Raw genomic sequence first — 17,171 nt, forward strand, 5'->3', positions numbered from 1 at the left:
GCTGAATCGGCCTGCCGAAGTCCCTCACACAGGTCCAATCGATATGTGTCCGCTCAACCTGCTGAAAGACGCTTGCGCGCAAGTCTTCCCCGACGGGCAGGCCGCCGGACCGATCGGTCTGGGCAAGGAGAAGGGCTGCCACCGTTTGCTTCACTTGACGTCAGAACCTCCACGAACATACAAAGCAGCGCCAAAGCGAGCTCGATGACCTGACCGCTGACACGCTCAGCGAGGCCCAAGTACGGGTTCAGCCATGGTGATCGATGCCGTGACAATGGCGGAAGGTGCGGCCCGAGCCGCACGGACAGCGAGCATGTCCAGGATTCTCGGCACAGCCAGCGGCTGGCCCTCGCTTGCCATCTGTGGGTCAAGGATTGCGAGGGTCCGTTGCGGAGTGGTGTGAACCTGAGATACGTCGCGATAGACGGGTGAAACTTGCTCTGTGTGATAGTCCGCGCGAAAACGGGTTGGTGGGTGCGCGAAGAGCGTCACGGAGGATAGCTGTGAACCGACTGTCCCGGCTGACTTGTTCGCAAAGCTGGGAAAGCGGTCGACGATCCAGCCGATACTCGCACGGGTGGCCGTCCAAATTGCAAGAGCTCCCGAATGCGCTCAGCATCAGTCTGGCTATTGGTCTGCCAGGCTCCGATGCATTGGACAAGCGTTGGCCAGTTGGTGCCGGATCGGGGCCTCAGCGTGGTTTGGCGGAATGCAGCGGCAGCGTCTGATTCATCATGATGACCCCACTGCTGGAAGTTCGTATACAAGACTTGAATCGGCATAACTTGATACTCGTCGACCTGATCGAGAAAGCCAGTGAACATGAACGACAGCCTCCGATCTGAGGCGCGGTACCTTCGATATCTGGACCGAACTTCGTCGGAGAGCTGTTGCGTTATCGCGTTAAGGATGCGCACTGCGTCGTACTGTTTCATGGGCGGCCAAGCGAATTTCTGCGATCATGCCGATCGTTCCTCGGGTCGCGTCTGGGTCAGTTATCCCCGTGAAACCGACAACAAACCTGCCCTCAGGGGCGTACCGGATCAGGGACTTCCCAAACTCGTCGGTGACGACTGACCGAGCGCCCCCAGGCCCTGGAGCGGCAGTCAGTCGCCGATCCGCGACCTGTACCGCGAAATGCGGGTTGGCGGCTGCGATCACCGACGTCATTGTCGCTTTCCCTACGGCCTGCCCATCCCGTAGTACTCCCACCCGTCGGCGCGCCAGGTAGCGGGGTCAAGGCAATTGCGCCCGTCGATCACGATGCGTGAGGCCACGAGCGACCCGGCGTGCGCCGGCGTGAGCTGTCGTCGGTATTCGTCCCATTCCGTGACCACGAGCACAGCGTCGGCGCCCGAGAGCGTCTCGTCCAGCGACTCCGAGTAAGTCAGTTGCGGATGCACTCGTGCCGCGTTCTGCAGTGCTTGTGGGTCAGTCACGACCACATTGGCGCCGAGGCCTTTCAGCCGCGCAGCGACGTCGAGGGCGGGGGAGTCGCGGATGTCGTCGCTGTGTGGCTTGAACGCGGCGCCGAGCACCGCGATCTTCTTCTCGAACACAGCCCCGCCCAGCGCGTCGACGACCAGTTGCAGGGCGCGGTCACGGCGGCGCAGGTTGATCGCGTCCATCTCGCGCAGGAACTGCACCGATTCGGCACGGCCGAGCTCTTCGGCGCGTGCTGAGAAAGCTCGGATGTCTTTGGGTAGGCACCCGCCGCCGAATCCGATGCCGGCACCCAAAAAGCGGCGGCCGATGCGGGCGTCGTGGCCGATCGCGTCGGCGAGCTGGGTGACATCGGCGCCGGTGACCTCGGCGATCTCGGCCATCGCGTTGATGAACGAGATCTTCGTCGCTAGAAACGCGTTGGCGGCGACCTTGACCAGCTCGGCGGTGGCGTAGTCGGTCACGATGAACGGCGTGCCCTTGGCGACGGCGGTGTGATACACGTCCTTCATGGTCTGCACCACCGTTTCGGTCGTTGTGCGAGCGAAGCGAGTCGAAACGCCCCCTGGCACCCCCACGACCAGCCGGTCCGGATCAATGGTGTCTTGCACCGCCCACCCTTCACGCAAGAACTCGGGATTCCAGACGAGCGTAGCTCCGGCATTCTCGACGAGCGCCGCCAGCCGTGCCGCCGTGCCCACCGGAACCGTCGACTTGCCGGCCACGATATCGCCACGGCGCAGGTAGGGCACGAGCGACGTGAACGCTGCCTCGACGTACGTGAGGTCGGCTGCATAGCCGCCAGCGACTTGCGGCGTGCCTACGGCGATGAAGTGCACGCTGGCACCCGATACCGCTGCCATATCGGTCGTGAAACTCAGACGGCCTGCGTCCACCCCTTCGGCCAAAATTGCGGGTAGGCCGGGCTCGAAGAACGGCGCGCATCCCTCCGATAAAGCTGTGACCCTGCGTTCATCGACGTCGACTCCGACGACCTGGTGGCCGATGGATGCCAAAGCCGCAGCATGGACCGCGCCCAGATAGCCACAGCCGATTACGGATAGCTTCATGCGGGTCCGACTTCCCTGGTCACAGGGTCCTTCCGTTTCTATGCCTTGGCACATCGCATGTTGGCGGTTTGTTACTGGTGAACTCGACCAGCGTCGCCTGACTTCGGCGCTCGAGCTCGACGTTACCCTGGCGGAGCGCCATGGGCGCTGTCCGAGCTCGGTCTCTAAGCTACAGTGAACGCCCTGTGGGCCATACATCAAGCTAAAGGCCAGCACGTACGCATTCCTACCCTACGGTGGGAGGCTGCTCGCGCTCGGCGGATGCGTCCCTGCGCGATCATGCAGACGATATCCTGTCAATATCCCAGAGTTCGCTGAGGCCTTCGTTCGCAGCTTCTGGTACCGAGCGAAGTGGACGGCATATGAGTGTGATCGGCCTGCTAGGCGCCGGTGGACACGCCTTGGAAGTTGAATCCTATGCCGTGGAGCCGATCGGATTCGTCGTCGTCGACGCGATGTACCTTGACGCGGTACGGCTCCCAAGATCGATTCCTGTCGTTTCATTCGATGCATGCGGCGAAGCGGAGCGGGAGACACCGGTGGTCGCGGCGGTTGGCGCCCCGGGTATGCGTCGCGAACTCGTTGACCGCTGGACAGGAACTCATTTTGCGCGGGTCATCGCCAGCCGCGCACTGGTTCATCGCGGCGTTCCCGTTGGGCAAGGGTCTGTTGTCGCACCCACCGCAGTCATTATGCCGGGCGCGGTGGTCGGCCAACACGTACTCATCAATTCGGGGGCGATAATTTCTCACGAGTGTGTGATTGAAGATTTCGCAACGATAAGCCCCAGCGTGAGTGTCGGTGGACGCTCACGCGTTGGTGCAGGCGCCTTCGTCGGGATCGGGGCTACTCTATCCTCTGGAGTGACAATCGGGCGGGGAGCCGTGATCGGGGCTGGCGCCGTCGTGGTCCGGGATATTCCGCCGTTCGGAGTTTATGCAGGTGTCCCAGCACGATTCCTTCGAAAAACCACAGATTGGCTCAGATTTGTTTGACGTTCCGTTTATCCGCCCCGAATTCCCACGTGGCGAGGATGTAGCTACTGACATGAACGAGATTGTTCAGTCAAATTGGTTTACCAACTTTGGACCACGCGAGCGTGAATTTCGAGGAGAGGTCGCCGAATATGTGGGGGGTGATTCGGTCGCCGTCACATTTGCCAATGCTACGCTCGCCCTTACGGTTGCTCTTGCGCAATTGACTGGCAGTCACGCGCGAGGATATGTTATCGCCCCATCCTTTACATTTGCTGCTGGACCCCAAGCCATACGGTGGGTCGGCCATGAGCCGATTTTGATCGACATCGATGAGCGTACGCTTCAACCGTCCTTGACGAGCGCGCGTGAAGCGTTCGAAAGATTCGGCGATCAGATCGTAGGGATCCTCTACTGCAACACGTTCGGCATCGGAGGAGACTCCGTTGCCGCCTGGGAGTCGATGGCTCGACAGTTTGGTGTCCCACTCATTATCGACTCTGCCGCTGGATTCGGGTCGGAGTATTCTCTTGGCGACAAGGTCGGAACTCGCGGGGACTGTGAAATATTTTCATTCCACGCGACCAAGCCATTTGCGATTGGCGAGGGTGGTGCCGCGCTCACACGTGATAGATCGCTTGCGGCTCGACTTTCAGCAGGGTCAAACTTCGGATTCATGGACCACGCTGGTGCGAGCATTCCTGGCACGAACGGCAAACTGCAAGAGATAAACGCTGCAATCGGCATTCGCCAGTTGCAGACGTTTGATATAGCGCTCGAGGCGCGTCGTCGGCATCTCCAGCGGTACCACGACTTGATTTCTCGGAATGTTGACGGTTATTTCCCTCGGAACGACTTGCTTTCCTCGGTTTGTTTTGCATCCGTTGTCTTGCCGAGTGCGAGCGTTCGTGACGCAGTCCTGAGCGAACTCCACTCATGTGGCGTCGAGGCACGCGCCTACTACTCGCCGCCCATTCACTTGCAGCCGGCGTTCACTGAAACACCACGCGTTGACTCACTCGGGGTTACTGAGTCGGTGTATACGCGAATCCTCTCCTTACCGGTCTTCCCATCGCTGCCAGAGTCCGCGTTTGAGCGTGTTGAGGAAGCAGTTCAGCGTCATCCTGCCTGATGGCATTGACGAAGTTGCCGAGGCGAACCGGAGCCGGAATGCACCATGACCCAGCCTGCCTAGACTGCGCCCAGTGTCGGATAGAACCGTACGATCCGGGCCCACGCTCGCGGGGTAGATCGTGGCTCATATGAGCGAGTCTTACGGCGACGGTTGGCGACCAAAGCATGACCGTGGAATTCGACGTTTGGCAGTCGTGGGCTTTCTGTGGAGTGCCTCGCAGACGCTTCTCCTGCAGGGACTTGCTCTTGTAACTCAACTCGTGCTCGCGCATCTGATTGCTCCAAAGTACTTTGGGGTGATCGCGGTCGCTGCAACTGTTTCTGCCGTGTGCACGGCGCTTGTAGATTCCGGGCTTTCGGCGGCAGTAATCCGTGCACCGACGTTGACTCGGATCGATCTCGAGACAGCGTGGTGGCTAAATATGGGGCTGGCAGCCATCTTCGGTGGCGGGCTGATAGCTTTGGGGCCTGCGATTGGCCTGCTGGTTGGCAAGGGCGAACTAGTGGATGTTCTCCCGCTCTACGCATTGACGGTGGTTGTCACTGCAGCAGCGAGTGTGCCGCTAGCTCTGATACAGCGCCGCATGGCTTTCCGTACACGGCTATGGATAACGCTGCCTGCTTCCGCATTGGGCGCGATGGCCGCAATCGGCTTCGCCGTGGTATCACCCTCCGTATTCGCACTCGCGATGCAGCCATTGGTCGCGGGAATTGTCACCGTGGTCATTCTCGGTTTCATGCGCGCACACATCGTCGGATTCCATTTCGACCGTCGAGCAGCGCGGATGATGCTGAGCTTTGGACTTCCGCTCGCGGGCTCGTCGACGATTGATACTCTCTGGAATGGACTGCCGGCTGTATATATTGCAGCGGCGCTCGGGGTGACGCCCGCTGGTATCTACTTCATGGCGGACCGCTTACGGAACGCGCTCGTGATGACGGTATTTAGTGCGGTCGCCACGGTTGCATTCCCGGCCTTCTCAACTGTGGCGCACGACCGTCGACAGTTTGTGTCATACATACGGTCTGCTATTCGGGCGTCGGCCGCTCTCAGCGCTCCCGTGTTCCTTATCGTCGCAGTACAGGCGCAGAATATCTTTAAGTTAATCCTTGGCCCCGAATGGAGTCACGGAGCCTTATATTTGTCCGTCATGATGGTGGGCGCGATCATGTACCCGCCGAATTCCGTGAATATCGCAGCGATGAAGGCCGCTGGCCGGACCAAGCTTATTCTACTCCTGGAGGTCGGCAAGAAGGTTGTGGTGTTGGCTTTACTCGTAGCAGTACTGCCGATGGGGCTCGTACCTTACCTTTGGGCGATGGTGGCGTTTGGGGTGGTTGCGTACATACCGAACAGCTGGTTTGTTTCCAATTCCCTTGATTACCGGTACAGAGATCAAGTCGCCGATATAGGCCTGCCTGGCATCATCGGAGCGGCCGTGGCAGCGATATTGTGGGGCGTTTGCGTCTCATTCAGTATTCCGCCTGCTGTGGCAGTGTTCATACTTTCACCGCTCGCGATAGGTGTGGGTTGGAGCGGAACTCTGGCTATTACGCCAAGTCTCCGGCGCGTAGTTTCGGCCCGTATTTCGGCGCGATTCGCCAATATTCGAGGCCGATAACGTCTACTGGGCGAGCGTCAGTATGTGGTCCGCGGCGTCTTTGTATTTGGCGTAGACCGCATCGTGGCTCCAAGTCGTGCGCAGGGTGCGCGCATTTTGAAGACGGTCTATGTACGTCAATACATTTTGAGGCGGTGCAACCGATAAGTCGCTGGTTGAGTAAATACGCGCGCCGGCTTCACGCAACCACTCGGAAGCTGGATTTACGTCGTCCATGTACACGGCCATCCCCTTTTGGAGTGCGGCGATAATGTTACCCATGGCCTGTTGGCGTCGGTGGTTGAATATGGCAACACTGCATTGATCCATGAGGTCGGAGTATTGCGCTTCGGGGAGATGGTCAATGAGGGGAAGAAAGTTTGCCCCAAGGAGCCTTTTACCTTCCCGAACGACTATTTCGCGGTATGTTGTATCTCCATAGGTTAATGGGACGATGACGCGGCGATTAGTTAAGTCATGGTGGCTGAGAAGGCTGAACGCTTCGAGGTGATTGCACGTTGGGGTAGCCGAATTCCCGACGAGGATGTCGCGCCCCTGGTTAGCCGGGACAACCTCGGGGACTTGAATTTCGAGGTATGGCATCTGTATCGGTGTACCTCTAAGTGAGGGGAAAGCGGCGCGCATTATCGATTCGTCGCTAGGAATGGGCGCACAGAACAAGTCAACTCTGCGTGCAGCGTGGGAGCGAATTTTTCGCAGGGCGTAGTTGAGCACCCGACTGCGGATCTGAGGCTTCAGCGTCCATTGTTTGGTGAGCGGACCGAGCAGCGTGTCGTCGGTGTATGCGTCGTGATAGTAGTCAACTCCCCATCCCGACCAGACAGCTACTGCCCGCGGATTGGCGGCAATTGCAAGGGAAGCGATCGTACTTAGTTCATGCGCGATGATGACGTCTGCCTGGCGTGCGAGTTGGACCGCGCGCCATCGTTTGGCAACCCTGCAGGCTGGCCATGTCTCAACCCTCGCGTTCGTCGTGCTTATGGTGAAATTGCCGGTCCGATTGCTGTGTTGTGATACGTATGCGACTACCTCGGCATCGAGATGCGTGCTGAGCGAGCTTATGGCGTAGCTGACGAACGGATACGACTGTCCAATGTGAAGAAGTCTCATTTGGGTTCTAGTGACCAGCCTGACTGTGATGAGGACGGTTCGTGCCAGACCACACTAGCTGGTGTGACCGTCCCAGGTTCGCGCCAGTTCTAGACAGAGTTGTTGCCGTTGGCGGGGCGGTGAGGGGTGTACGCGAGGGTGTGTTCGTGGAGTTTCTTGCTGACGATCAGTGGTCGGCCGAGCGCCGCGTTGGGATGCTGATGTAGGTGGCGGTTGGTGCGGTGCTTCGCGCTGATCCTTCTGGTCTGCTGGAGATGGCCGTATTCCGGCGGAGCGAGGAACGCCGCTCCGCTCTTGATGAGGGCGGAGTCGTCCCCAGTGGCGATGAGGGAGTCTGCGGCGGTATCGATGTGGATGCCAAGTCCGCCCGGCGAGTGCGGTGCGCGCTGCAGCACGAGCCCCTCGATCATGCCTTTCGGGGTTGGTGACCGCGAGGTTGAGAGCGAATCAGGCTTCGTGATCGGAGTGCGGCGCGTGGTTCTTCGCATCCCCGAAAGTGTGCAGTGCGTTGCGTCGGAGCGTGGCGCAGCTGGCGGGGAATCATCTGCTGCATCTTCTTCACCGTGACTGGACGCAGATCCTTGGCGGTCTGGACGAGCATCGCGTTGATGGTGAGGGCGCCCCGGAACACGGTTGCCCACGATGGCCGCTGTTTGAAACGCACCGTGATAGTCGCGATCGTGAGCATTGCGACGATCCCTTGATCGCTCCGTCACCGCGGCGACACGTGTGCGTTTGTCGCCATGGGCAGCATGCCTAGCGCCGTGCCGTCGTACTTGCCTCACGTCTTCTCGGGCAAAGGTGACCGCGACCGCGAGCGCGCCGACGGTGTAGCTGGGTCAGATGTCGACCGTCAAATGCATGTGGTGTGGCATGGTCACCCCAGGCCTGCACATTCATTAGACGCTGTGAGGAGTGGTCGCGGGCCCGGGCTTGGGGCTGATGAGAGGCGACCACATAGACTTGAGCCTGGTGCAAGTCGGCGCACTCGGCACCCTTACCCCATGGCAGCCGGGCTGGGTTATCTTCGCACGACTTATTCAGGCTGGAGCGACCGCGCGCTTAGGTAGTTCCTGCTGGGAGCGTACGGCCGTCTGGTTAGTGGCCCCCACCAGTGGCCCGGTACGTCGGCCCGGGCCGGAATGCGCCAGGGGCTGCGGGTTGGGTCTCCGCCGCTCGATGCCTCACCGCTGAAGGCAGCAGACTACAATTGGAACGCGGCTGGCGTCGGACAAATACAGGAGTGTTAATGGTGGTTGAGGCGTGGAAGCCAGTCATGGAGGCGGGAGCATCGGACTTGCTGCTGTTCGGCTCACCCGTATTTCACGAGGGCATGGAGCGGCTTCTGCACGAGATCCATGATGCCATCCAGGCTGAGTCACCCTATCTAGTCATGACGATTAACGTGGACATGGCTCTAGAGATCATAGATAACACCGCATTCCGGCAGATATACCGGAGCTGCGATATTAGGTTGCTCGATGGCATGCCACTCGTGATGCTTGCGCGAGCGATAGGGAAACCCGCCAGTCGCAACACGGGCTCGGACCTCTTGCCGCGCGCCGTGGAGTACGGGTCGCGGTTGGGATGGCGAATCGTAATTGCAGGTGGGCGTGATGGGGTTTCTGCCGCTGCTGCACGTCACCTGACTGAGCAATTCCCCTCAAGTCATGTATCTGCAATCCCCTTTCCAGATGTCACTAGTGTTGATGATCTTGCCTCCGAACGTTTCGTCTCCGCCCTGGCCAAGGGCAAGCCAGATCTCGTGTTCCTTTGTTTGGGCGCGCCCAAACAAGAGAGATGGTTTGCGCACTGGAAGGCCAAACTCCCGCCAGCAGTTTATGTCGGCGCGGGGGCGGCTGTAGATTTTGCCGCTGGCGAAAAGCTCCGTGCCCCCAAGCTCGTGCAGCGAATTGGACTTGAGTGGATGTGGAGGCTAGCGCTGGAGCCCAGGAGGCTCAGCTTCCGATACTTGGTCCGGGGCCCTCGATTCGGGCGCGTCATCCTGGAGACGATGTGGAATCGGGTTTGCCACTAATGCAGAGTCAGATATCCCAGACGATTTTTCTGAGTTGGACCCAGTTTCACGGTCGGAGTGAAGGCTTAGCCAGGCAACTCGGGATACGGTCCTTCTTCATACCAGGGGGCTCCGGGCCAGCTCCGTTGCGCTATTTTCGGCAATGGCGGCGAACGCTTAAAGTCTTAGAGTCAGAAGGGCCTGCAGCGATAATCGTCATGTTGCCACCGTTTCCCGCGCTACTTTGCCTCCTGCAATATGCGCGTCGGCATCAGTCCACAGTTGTTGGGGACCTGCATACCGGCGTCTTTGACGATCCCAAGTGGACCTGGGCGACACGTCCGACGCTCGCCCTTCTTCGCCGGCGTGGGGCAGCTATCGTTACGAACGAGATGCTTGCAGGCCGAGTACGCAGACGAGGCGGTCACGCACTTGTTATGCATGACTTGATAGAGCCGTACCCAGACGTATCGCGGGACATGTTCGATAATCCTGAACTTGAAGTGTTCGAAGCTGATTCGTTTGTGCTGATGCCCTTGGCATATGCTCACGACGAACCAATTCGGGAGCTACTGTCTGCGTCCTCCGCGCTTCATACTGTACCTATCGTTATGACCGGGAGGGCTCCCAGTAGGGTAGTCAAGCAGGCCTCTGCAAATGTCCACTTCCCGGGTTACGTCTCCGACTCAGATTTTCGGCGCCTGCTATCACGGGCTGCGGTTGTGGTTGCGCCGACGCTGAATGAAGACACCATGCAGCGGGCAGGGTATGAGGCCTTGTGCGCAGGAAAGGCTCTGGTGACAACTGAAACCAGGGTACTGGTGGACTACTTCGGGGATGCGGCACTCATCGCCAAGCCTGACGCGAAGTCACTTGCACGGTCGATATCTCGTGCTATGGACACCTGGGCTGACCTGGCGCGAAGGATGACTGCTCTTCGTGCAGAAAAGATTCGGGAACAGTCGACGGCGATTCGCGCCCTCGAGCTGTGGATCGCCACAGAAGCTGATGGCGCAAAGTCAAGCGAAAGTGGACCACTTGTGGCTGATGGACGTGGCGGTGGTGCACGGTGACCTCTGGAATCTTCGCGCGGTCGACAGCGAGGATAGCCTCATGGCGAATTCGTCGTGTCATTAGATACCTGTTAGGAGTTGCGCGTGCCAGGGCCGTGTGCTCAGGAACAGGCATAGCGGCGGGGCACCGCCCTGTGATGACGGGTGCTGCCCCTGTTGTCGTTAACAAAGGTGCAATTGTGATCGGAGACAGGTTCCGCACGGAAGCCCGCCAAATTCGCGCGTCGCTCGCGACGGGAGCTATGGGAGTTCTGAAAATAGGCGACAACGTGTTTGTGAATCAGGGTGTCCGCATTCACGCTGAGTCCAGCGTAACGATTGGATCTCGCGTTGAGATAGGTGATCTTGTTGCGATATACGACACCGACTTCCATCCGGTGGAGCCGGGAGCCGCGGTAAGAACCTCCCCAGTCAGAATCGGTGATGACTGCTGGGTTTGTGCAGGCGCAATCATCCTGCCAGGCGTGTCTCTGGGGCGTGGCACGGTTGTGGCAGCGGGTGCTGTCGTAACCAAGTCGAGTCCGGTCGGCGCACTGCTGGCGGGAAATCCTGCGAGAGTAATTCGCCAGTTCGAGGTGCCTGCCGATTATGAACGGCGATAAGACAAGAGGTGGCTCGCGTTGGCGAGGGACAGCGCTGACAGGGCGGGATACCACTCGTGGTGCAGGTACACCATCGATCGCCCAAGGCCCGTATGCTGCGCCATCTGGTAGAGGCGCTCGGCGCTTTCCAGCCTTAGTTGCTACGTCGGCAATCACCACCCTTGTGTTGGCATTCCTCGCGTTCCCGAGCTGGTATAGTCCGTCATTCACCGCATTTGGCGTAAGCTTTAGCACGTATGAGCCTGCACTTGCTCTCACGGTGCTACTGGTGGCGCTCAATAATGAGGGCAAGCGAACAATTTACCGCCCGCTCCTCGGCGTTGCGATCTATATAGTTGTCGCGGCGACTGTATCAGTCATAGCGGGTAATGCGGTTCAGAAGATTCTCTTTGACATCCGTGGCCTCATGACCATGTTGGCGTCCGCCTATGTGGCGTACCATCTTCTTGGTTCCACAATTCAGGCGGCGCTGGTTCGCTCCATACGTTGGATACTCTGGATATCTGGAATCCTTGTGCTCGCGTCTAGCGTATTTGGAATTACGCTCGCCGGAAGGAGCGAGGAAGCCGGGCTTTACCTAACGTCAGGCGGGTTTACCGCGTCGGACGCGACTCGCTTAATTGTTTCCACTACTGACCTCGCGCTTGTGGTTCTGGCGTCGCTGACAGCGGTAGTTGTAGTAGGCAGGTACAGTTTCAAGCTCGCACTTCCAATGTTCGTGCCAGCCTTCGTGATCGTCTTCCTCGGCTTTTCCAGGAACAGTCTGCTTGGAGTTGCAGCGGCGTCGATCTTTGCGGTGGTGGCTGCCCTCAGTTGGCAAAGTCTGCGTAAGCTTGCGCTGTTTCTCTCCGCGGCGGTCGTGCTTGTCGCGGGTACGATTGCGCTCCTCTCAGTCTCACCAGCTGCAAGCTGGTTGCAGGCACAGTTGACTGGGTTCCAGACGCGTGTCTTAGATGGTCTTACGCGGGCGGCCTTCCGAACAGACACTTCTATTCTTTATCGCACATCAGAGGCCGAGCACCTGATCGCAGCCTTCAGGCGGTCGCCGCTCTTTGGCAACGGTTTCGGCTACGCGTATCAGCCACCGCAGGGGCCGATGGGTACGTTTTGGGGGGACCAAGCCCCGTACTATGCCCACAACTTCTACCTGTGGCTGTTGGCGAAGGCTGGGCTCCTTGGCGCGATAATCTTCTGCTTTGTCGCTGTCGTTCCGCTCGTCCGCGGTATCCGAACGGCGACGCCAGTCCGGCTGATTGTTACCTCAGGGAGTATGGCTGCTCTCGCGGTGAGCCTAGTGGCACCGATGCCCTTAGGGACAAACTCGAGTGTCGCCATCGGCGGCATACTTGGGTTGGCGTTCGGCGCACTTATGGACCAGAGATCTCGTGATTCTTTCCCGAGCGGCCCCGCAGGCCGTCGAGCAGGCCGAGTACGCCGGCGCGGAATTTGACCCAGCGATCTTCCTTCTCGATACGTAGTGGCCGTATCAATTGCTTGATGGTTTCGAAAACACCGGGGCCGATCAGCAGGGCCCGCACGCGCCTCTGTTCTATCGCTGTCAGTAAGCGGTTTCGTTGATTGTAGTAGTAGTAAATCGCGCTAAGCGTGTTCGTCGTCGCGGAAGATCCGCCAACCGAATGCCACACATGGGCGGAGGTCAGGACCGCCATTTTGAGCCCGATTTCTTGAGCGGCGATCGAGAGGGCGGAGTCCTCCCAATACAGGAAGAGATCTTCTCTGAAGCCGCCCAATGTGGTCCATGCGCTGAAATGCATGAACGGCGCTGCTCCGGCCATGAATGTTGTTTCTACCGCCTCGTCGAGATCAGGTGGAGTGTGTTGGCCCAGCAGAAGGTGGTGAGTCACACCTCTGTAGAGGTCGACATTACCTCCTGCAAACCAGATCACGTCACTCGGTGGGGTTCCCTCCAAGATTAGCGGAGAGACGATACTTGCTCGCCCAGCAGAGACAAAGGTTCGTAGGCGTGATGCTGTCTCGCTGGCGGACACGGTGTCTGGGTTTAAGATCCAGAGATACTCATCGTCGAGTAACGCTGCGTGTTTGACTGCCCTGTTCACGCCTGCACCGAAGCCGACGTTACGTTCCCCGAATATCACGGAGACTCTGTCAGATAGGTTCGCAATCTCTCGTAGACGCTGGATTTCGGCGGGCCCTGAACCGTTGTCATATACCAAGATGCGGTTGATAGCGCTATCCGAGAGAATGGACGAAATGCAGTCGGCCACGTATTCAACTGAACGATAGTTTACTATTATAACTACGACATTTGGGGTCAAATACAACTTAATTCCTTGTGATGAGCTTTCCATCAAAGGTGCGCGTTTCTCCCTCAGATGGTTGGTTTACGAGGCTGCAGCAGTTTACAGTGGCCTTGTTGAGGCTATTCATCAGCGAACAGCCAAAGATCGGCAGCAACTCGCCCATCCACCGCTGGTAGTGTGCGTTTAACCTCGTTTTTTTGGAGTGGTGACTTTAGAGCGTGCAGTAAGGCAAGCCCGACTTGTTCAGGGATCGCGTCGGGGTCAACTACTATGTGTCCGGTCTTCGTCAACCAATCCCCCAAACCTGTCTCGGTGGTCGTTACGATCGTGCATCCGTGTGACAATCCTTCCAGGATTGGGAGACCAACTTGTTCGCGCCAGAACGGGTTTCTCTGGGATATCAGTACCAGTACTTTCGCGCGGGCAAGCGTCTGATGTATCTGGGCCCTGCTGGGGTCTATGTGAAGTCCAACACCCTTCCTGCCTTCACACCAAGAGGCGACTGCTGCGGCCAAATTCCCCTTGCCGAGTATCTGGAGTTGCTTCGTCTGCAACTCGGGCGTGCTATCCCAGGCTTTCATCAGCTGGGTGACGCCCTTACGGTTGTCAAACGCTCCTAGAAAGACGATGTCGATGTCGGGCGCACTCGCATGGGCGCAAGAGCATGGGGATGGCAATGCGGGAATCTCACGCGTTGCGATCAAGCTCGAGGTCTTTCGAAGGATGGTCTCGTAATTGGCGGTGGCTCCACTAGTTCCGAAGACGCATCTCGAAAGCGCGAAATATATGAACCGCGTCACATTCCGGGTGATCCAATCGCCGAGCCAAGGCGCTAGGCGCAATCTGGTTGACAGGATGTGTGCAACGTCACTGTTGTCGATTGCGTACGTGACGAGGTGAAAGCGGCTGCTTCGCATTGCGCGTGCAACCCTGGCGATGGCGGCGATAGGCACCGTAGTTGGCCACGCGTGAATTGCGGTTGGTTCGTTAATTTCGATGATTTGTGGCCGCCGCGTCAAGAGAAACCAGAGAGTCTGAATTCGGTTCATTTGCATGATTTCCACACCCGCTGGGGCGCTGTGGATGTCAAAATCATAATTCTTTTTCCGAAATATCAGGGTTTGCGCGTCTGAATATCGCATGCGCTCTAAATGCGCTGTGCGTGCTGAGTCGTACACGCGCACGTATGACCGGGGTCGGCGCTGTTCGGCGCTATTTACAAGCTGATCCGTGCCTGGCCTGGACTGTCTTGCCTGGTATCGAGTCACCGGTTATCCAGATCTCTCAAATCTGCCAGCACGAAGGGGGTTGTTGTGTGCGGCGTTGGTAGGAAAAGATGCAACATGCAATGAAACGTTGTTGGTTTCGTGATGTATCCACCTCTGACGAGTGATGTCTTTCACTCGTCAGTCAAGTCCCGTATCTTCCGGGCGGGTACGCCACCGTAGAGCGAGTTCTCGTCGCATCTGCCGGTGACGACGGCGCCGGCAGCAATCACAGTTCCGCTACCAATGACTGCGCCAGGGAGGATCAGCGCTGCAGCTCCAATCCATACCCCGTTTCCGACGTAGATGGGCAGAGAAGTGGACTCCCCTGCCCGCATTCGTGCATCGCCTAGATGGTGTGTACTTGTGCAAAACGTTACGCGCGGGCCGACACGGCAGCGCTCCCCGAGAGTGATAGTCGCTGATGTATCGAAGAAGCAGAAGCTATTGATATACGTGTGCCGCCCAATGGAGAGCCGAAGTCCGCCGAACCAACTCCCGTGCGCGATTGATGATCGCTCTACGGACATGCCCGAGGCGCGTAATACGAGCCATCGCAGCGGGAGAGGGCACAGAGGGGTGCTCCAAAGGAAGTTCGCCAGCAGATCCCTGCATGCGTTCTTCAGGTGGGTTCTGACGTTACGGATTTGTCGCATTCGCTCTACTGGTTGCTCTCATCGGCACGGGCGCTACTTTGCCATTTGGGGGTCGGAGTTGGAGGGTCAATATGCGCCATCGGTGCGGGCCACGGCGCGAAGGGTCCTCCACAGGATGACGAGGTCTGTCGTCATCGACCAATTCTCGACGTAGTAGAGATCAAGCCGCACGCTATCATCCCAGGAAAGGTCACTGCGCCCGCTGACCTGCCACAGACCAGTAATGCCTGGCTTCACGAGCAGTCGCCGGTGCACCCACTGGTCGTAGCCATCCACCTCGCTTGCGAGTGGCGGCCGGGGACCAACGAGCGACATGTCGCCCTTCAGCACGTTCCACAGTTGAGGCAACTCGTCCAGGCTATATCGGCGCATAAGGCGACCCACGGAGGTGATGCGAGGGTCGTTCTTCATCTTGAAGAGGACGCCGTTGCCCTCAGAGGCATCCAGTAACGAAGAGAGCCGTTGTTCTGCGTCGACTACCATTGTGCGGAACTTAAGCATTTTGAAAGGTTGGCCTTGTACGCCGATGCGCTCTTGATGGAAGAACGCCGGGCCAGGACTCGTCACACGTACGCAGAGTGCAGTCACGATGAATACGGGGGAAAGAAAGAGCAAGCCGAGCGTGCTGGCGATAATGTCGGCGCTGCGCTTGAGGATGAGTTTGCCGCCTGTGAACTCTGGGTAGTCGACGTGGATAAGAGGTAGGCCGGCCACTGGCCGCGAATGTAGTCGCGGACCCGCAACATCAGTCAATGCAGGCGCCACTATCAGACTCGCCTTGCGCTCTTCAAGGCCCCAACCGAGCTCGCGCAACTGACGCGGGGTGAGCGAGTGGTTGCCGGTCACGATCACGGTGTCGGCGCGCACGCGATCCACATGCTCGAGCAGACGCCCCCACTCTCCGAGCACTGGAATGGTGTCGGTCAGGGATTTCTCGGTCGTGCCGCGTTCGGTGATGGCGCCGATGATCTTGATGCCTGCGGATGAGGTGGCCTGGATCTGCCGGGCCACGTGGCGCGCGCTCGTCCTGTCGCCGACCAGCACGGCATGGCTCATCAACCGGCCCTTGAGCCGTCGGCTGATCAGCCACTTGCGCCAGAGCCACCGCGAGAGCATCAGCAGCACCCACCCGATTGGCAGGGACAGCAGCAGATAACCGCGCCCGATCGGTGCCTTCAATAGGAACGCCGCGATCGCGAACATGCCGAAGAACCCGAAGGTCGCGTTGGTCAGGCGCTTATATTCTTCTGTACCGCTGCCGATGGTGCGGTAATCGCGGCTCTCAACCACGCGCAGCGCAATCAGCCAGCCGATGACGATGATGACTGACACCGCGGTGTAGGCGATCTCGACGTCGAGGGCGTTCACACCGAACACGCCCGCGTCGCCGCTGCCGGTGCCGAACCGAAGAACCTGGGCACCGAAGACCGCCACAGCGACGACGACCGTGTCAGTGACCGCCAGCAGAGTCGCGAACGCACGTTGCCAACGCCGCACTCGCGCCGCCGGTGACGCGAAATGGGACACCGCTGTTGTGCCCACGGCGTGTGCGGTCGACACCGGCCCCGCGGTCGGGGGAACCGCCGATGAGGGGAGTGCGTGTTCTTCGATCGTCATCCGCGATATTTGTCCGAGTGTCCGAGAGCGTAGCTGCGCACGGGGGTGCGCGACATGACCTGTGAGACTCATCTGAATGGATGAGCACCCCGCTTAGGATACCAGCGTGTTTTGCGACACGTGAGAGTCCGGTGAGAATGCAGACGCGTGTCGTCACACGATCGCCTGCATGCGGCGTTTGGCCGCGGCATCCCGATGCCGTAGACTGTCCCCTTGGTACTCGGCCCTCTGCTGGGCCGGCACCGCGAACGTGAGCCCTCCACTGGCGTGTTCGAGTTCTTCGGAACGGAACCACCCCGGAGTGGG

At 58.9% G+C, this 17,171-nt stretch carries 14 protein-coding genes and 1 pseudogene; 7 read left to right on the plus strand and 8 right to left on the minus strand.

Features of this window, described 5'->3' with window-relative positions:
- Nucleotides 1-247 precede the first annotated feature (247 nt).
- Both ABD705_RS16090 and ABD705_RS07475 read right to left on the minus strand, forming a co-directional pair.
- Nucleotides 248-310: pseudogene (locus tag ABD705_RS16090) on the minus strand (SEC-C metal-binding domain-containing protein); the annotation flags it as partial.
- Between the two features lie 871 nt (nucleotides 311-1,181).
- Nucleotides 1,182-2,513: a UDP-glucose dehydrogenase family protein gene (locus ABD705_RS07475; RefSeq protein ID WP_344782431.1), complete on the minus strand. Its 1,332-nt coding sequence runs from the start codon at nucleotides 2,511-2,513 to the stop codon at nucleotides 1,182-1,184.
- A 692-nt stretch (nucleotides 2,514-3,205) separates the two neighbouring features.
- Here ABD705_RS07475 and ABD705_RS16095 point away from each other — a divergent pair.
- The 3 genes from ABD705_RS16095 (at nucleotide 3,206) to ABD705_RS07485 (ending at nucleotide 6,243) form a co-directional block, all read left to right on the plus strand.
- Nucleotides 3,206-3,508, plus strand: a complete 303-nt coding sequence (locus ABD705_RS16095; protein ID WP_425562055.1) for an LbetaH domain-containing protein — start codon at nucleotides 3,206-3,208, stop codon at nucleotides 3,506-3,508.
- Nucleotides 3,456-4,619, plus strand: a complete 1,164-nt coding sequence (locus tag ABD705_RS07480; RefSeq protein WP_344782139.1) for a DegT/DnrJ/EryC1/StrS family aminotransferase — start codon at nucleotides 3,456-3,458, stop codon at nucleotides 4,617-4,619. Before ABD705_RS16095 ends, ABD705_RS07480 begins: the two co-directional genes overlap by 53 nt.
- A 130-nt stretch (nucleotides 4,620-4,749) precedes the next feature.
- The gene (locus ABD705_RS07485) at nucleotides 4,750-6,243 is read left to right on the plus strand and encodes a lipopolysaccharide biosynthesis protein (protein WP_344782141.1); all 1,494 of its coding nucleotides are present in this window, start codon (nucleotides 4,750-4,752) and stop codon (nucleotides 6,241-6,243) included.
- Nucleotides 6,244-6,246: 3 nt separating this feature from the next.
- Here ABD705_RS07485 and ABD705_RS07490 read toward each other — a convergent pair whose 3' ends face one another.
- Entirely contained in the window at nucleotides 6,247-7,353 is a 1,107-nt protein-coding gene (locus ABD705_RS07490; protein ID WP_344782143.1) for a TDP-N-acetylfucosamine:lipid II N-acetylfucosaminyltransferase family protein, read from the minus strand.
- An 89-nt stretch (nucleotides 7,354-7,442) separates the two neighbouring features.
- The gene (locus ABD705_RS07495; protein WP_344782145.1) at nucleotides 7,443-7,763 is read right to left on the minus strand and encodes a hypothetical protein; all 321 of its coding nucleotides are present in this window, start codon (nucleotides 7,761-7,763) and stop codon (nucleotides 7,443-7,445) included.
- An 839-nt stretch (nucleotides 7,764-8,602) separates the two neighbouring features.
- Between ABD705_RS07495 and ABD705_RS07500 the strand changes: the two genes are divergently transcribed.
- The 4 genes from ABD705_RS07500 to ABD705_RS07515 all read left to right on the plus strand — a co-directional run bounded on the left by ABD705_RS07500 (nucleotide 8,603) and on the right by ABD705_RS07515 (nucleotide 12,495).
- Nucleotides 8,603-9,391, plus strand: coding sequence for a WecB/TagA/CpsF family glycosyltransferase (locus ABD705_RS07500; protein ID WP_344782147.1), 789 nt, complete (start codon nucleotides 8,603-8,605; stop codon nucleotides 9,389-9,391).
- Between the two features lie 416 nt (nucleotides 9,392-9,807).
- Nucleotides 9,808-10,443 carry a glycosyltransferase gene (locus tag ABD705_RS07505; protein WP_344782149.1) on the plus strand — a complete coding sequence of 212 codons (636 nt, stop codon included), beginning with the start codon at nucleotides 9,808-9,810 and terminating at the stop codon, nucleotides 10,441-10,443.
- Nucleotides 10,444-10,685: 242 nt separating this feature from the next.
- Nucleotides 10,686-11,045: a DapH/DapD/GlmU-related protein gene (locus ABD705_RS07510; RefSeq protein ID WP_344782151.1), complete on the plus strand. Its 360-nt coding sequence runs from the start codon at nucleotides 10,686-10,688 to the stop codon at nucleotides 11,043-11,045.
- Between the two features lie 268 nt (nucleotides 11,046-11,313).
- Nucleotides 11,314-12,495, plus strand: a complete 1,182-nt coding sequence (locus ABD705_RS07515; RefSeq protein ID WP_344782153.1) for an O-antigen ligase family protein — start codon at nucleotides 11,314-11,316, stop codon at nucleotides 12,493-12,495.
- On the opposite strand, the gene ABD705_RS07520 is transcribed toward ABD705_RS07515, so the two are convergent.
- The 4 genes from ABD705_RS07520 to ABD705_RS07530 form a co-directional block, all read right to left on the minus strand.
- Complete coding sequence (locus ABD705_RS07520) at nucleotides 12,413-13,375, minus strand: glycosyltransferase family 2 protein (protein ID WP_344782155.1); 963 nt, start codon at nucleotides 13,373-13,375, stop codon at nucleotides 12,413-12,415. The genes ABD705_RS07515 and ABD705_RS07520 overlap by 83 nt on opposite strands.
- Before the next feature lie 71 nt (nucleotides 13,376-13,446).
- Nucleotides 13,447-14,505: a glycosyltransferase gene (locus tag ABD705_RS07525; RefSeq protein ID WP_344782157.1), complete on the minus strand. Its 1,059-nt coding sequence runs from the start codon at nucleotides 14,503-14,505 to the stop codon at nucleotides 13,447-13,449.
- 221 nt (nucleotides 14,506-14,726) lie between these two features.
- Complete coding sequence (locus ABD705_RS16100) at nucleotides 14,727-15,248, minus strand: acyltransferase (protein ID WP_425562051.1); 522 nt, start codon at nucleotides 15,246-15,248, stop codon at nucleotides 14,727-14,729.
- 66 nt (nucleotides 15,249-15,314) lie between these two features.
- Nucleotides 15,315-16,865, minus strand: coding sequence for a sugar transferase (locus ABD705_RS07530; protein ID WP_344782159.1), 1,551 nt, complete (start codon nucleotides 16,863-16,865; stop codon nucleotides 15,315-15,317).
- Between the last annotated feature and the right edge of the window lie 306 nt (nucleotides 16,866-17,171).

Source organism: Microbacterium kribbense (assembly GCF_039537285.1).
GTDB lineage: Bacteria > Actinomycetota > Actinomycetes > Actinomycetales > Microbacteriaceae > Microbacterium > Microbacterium kribbense.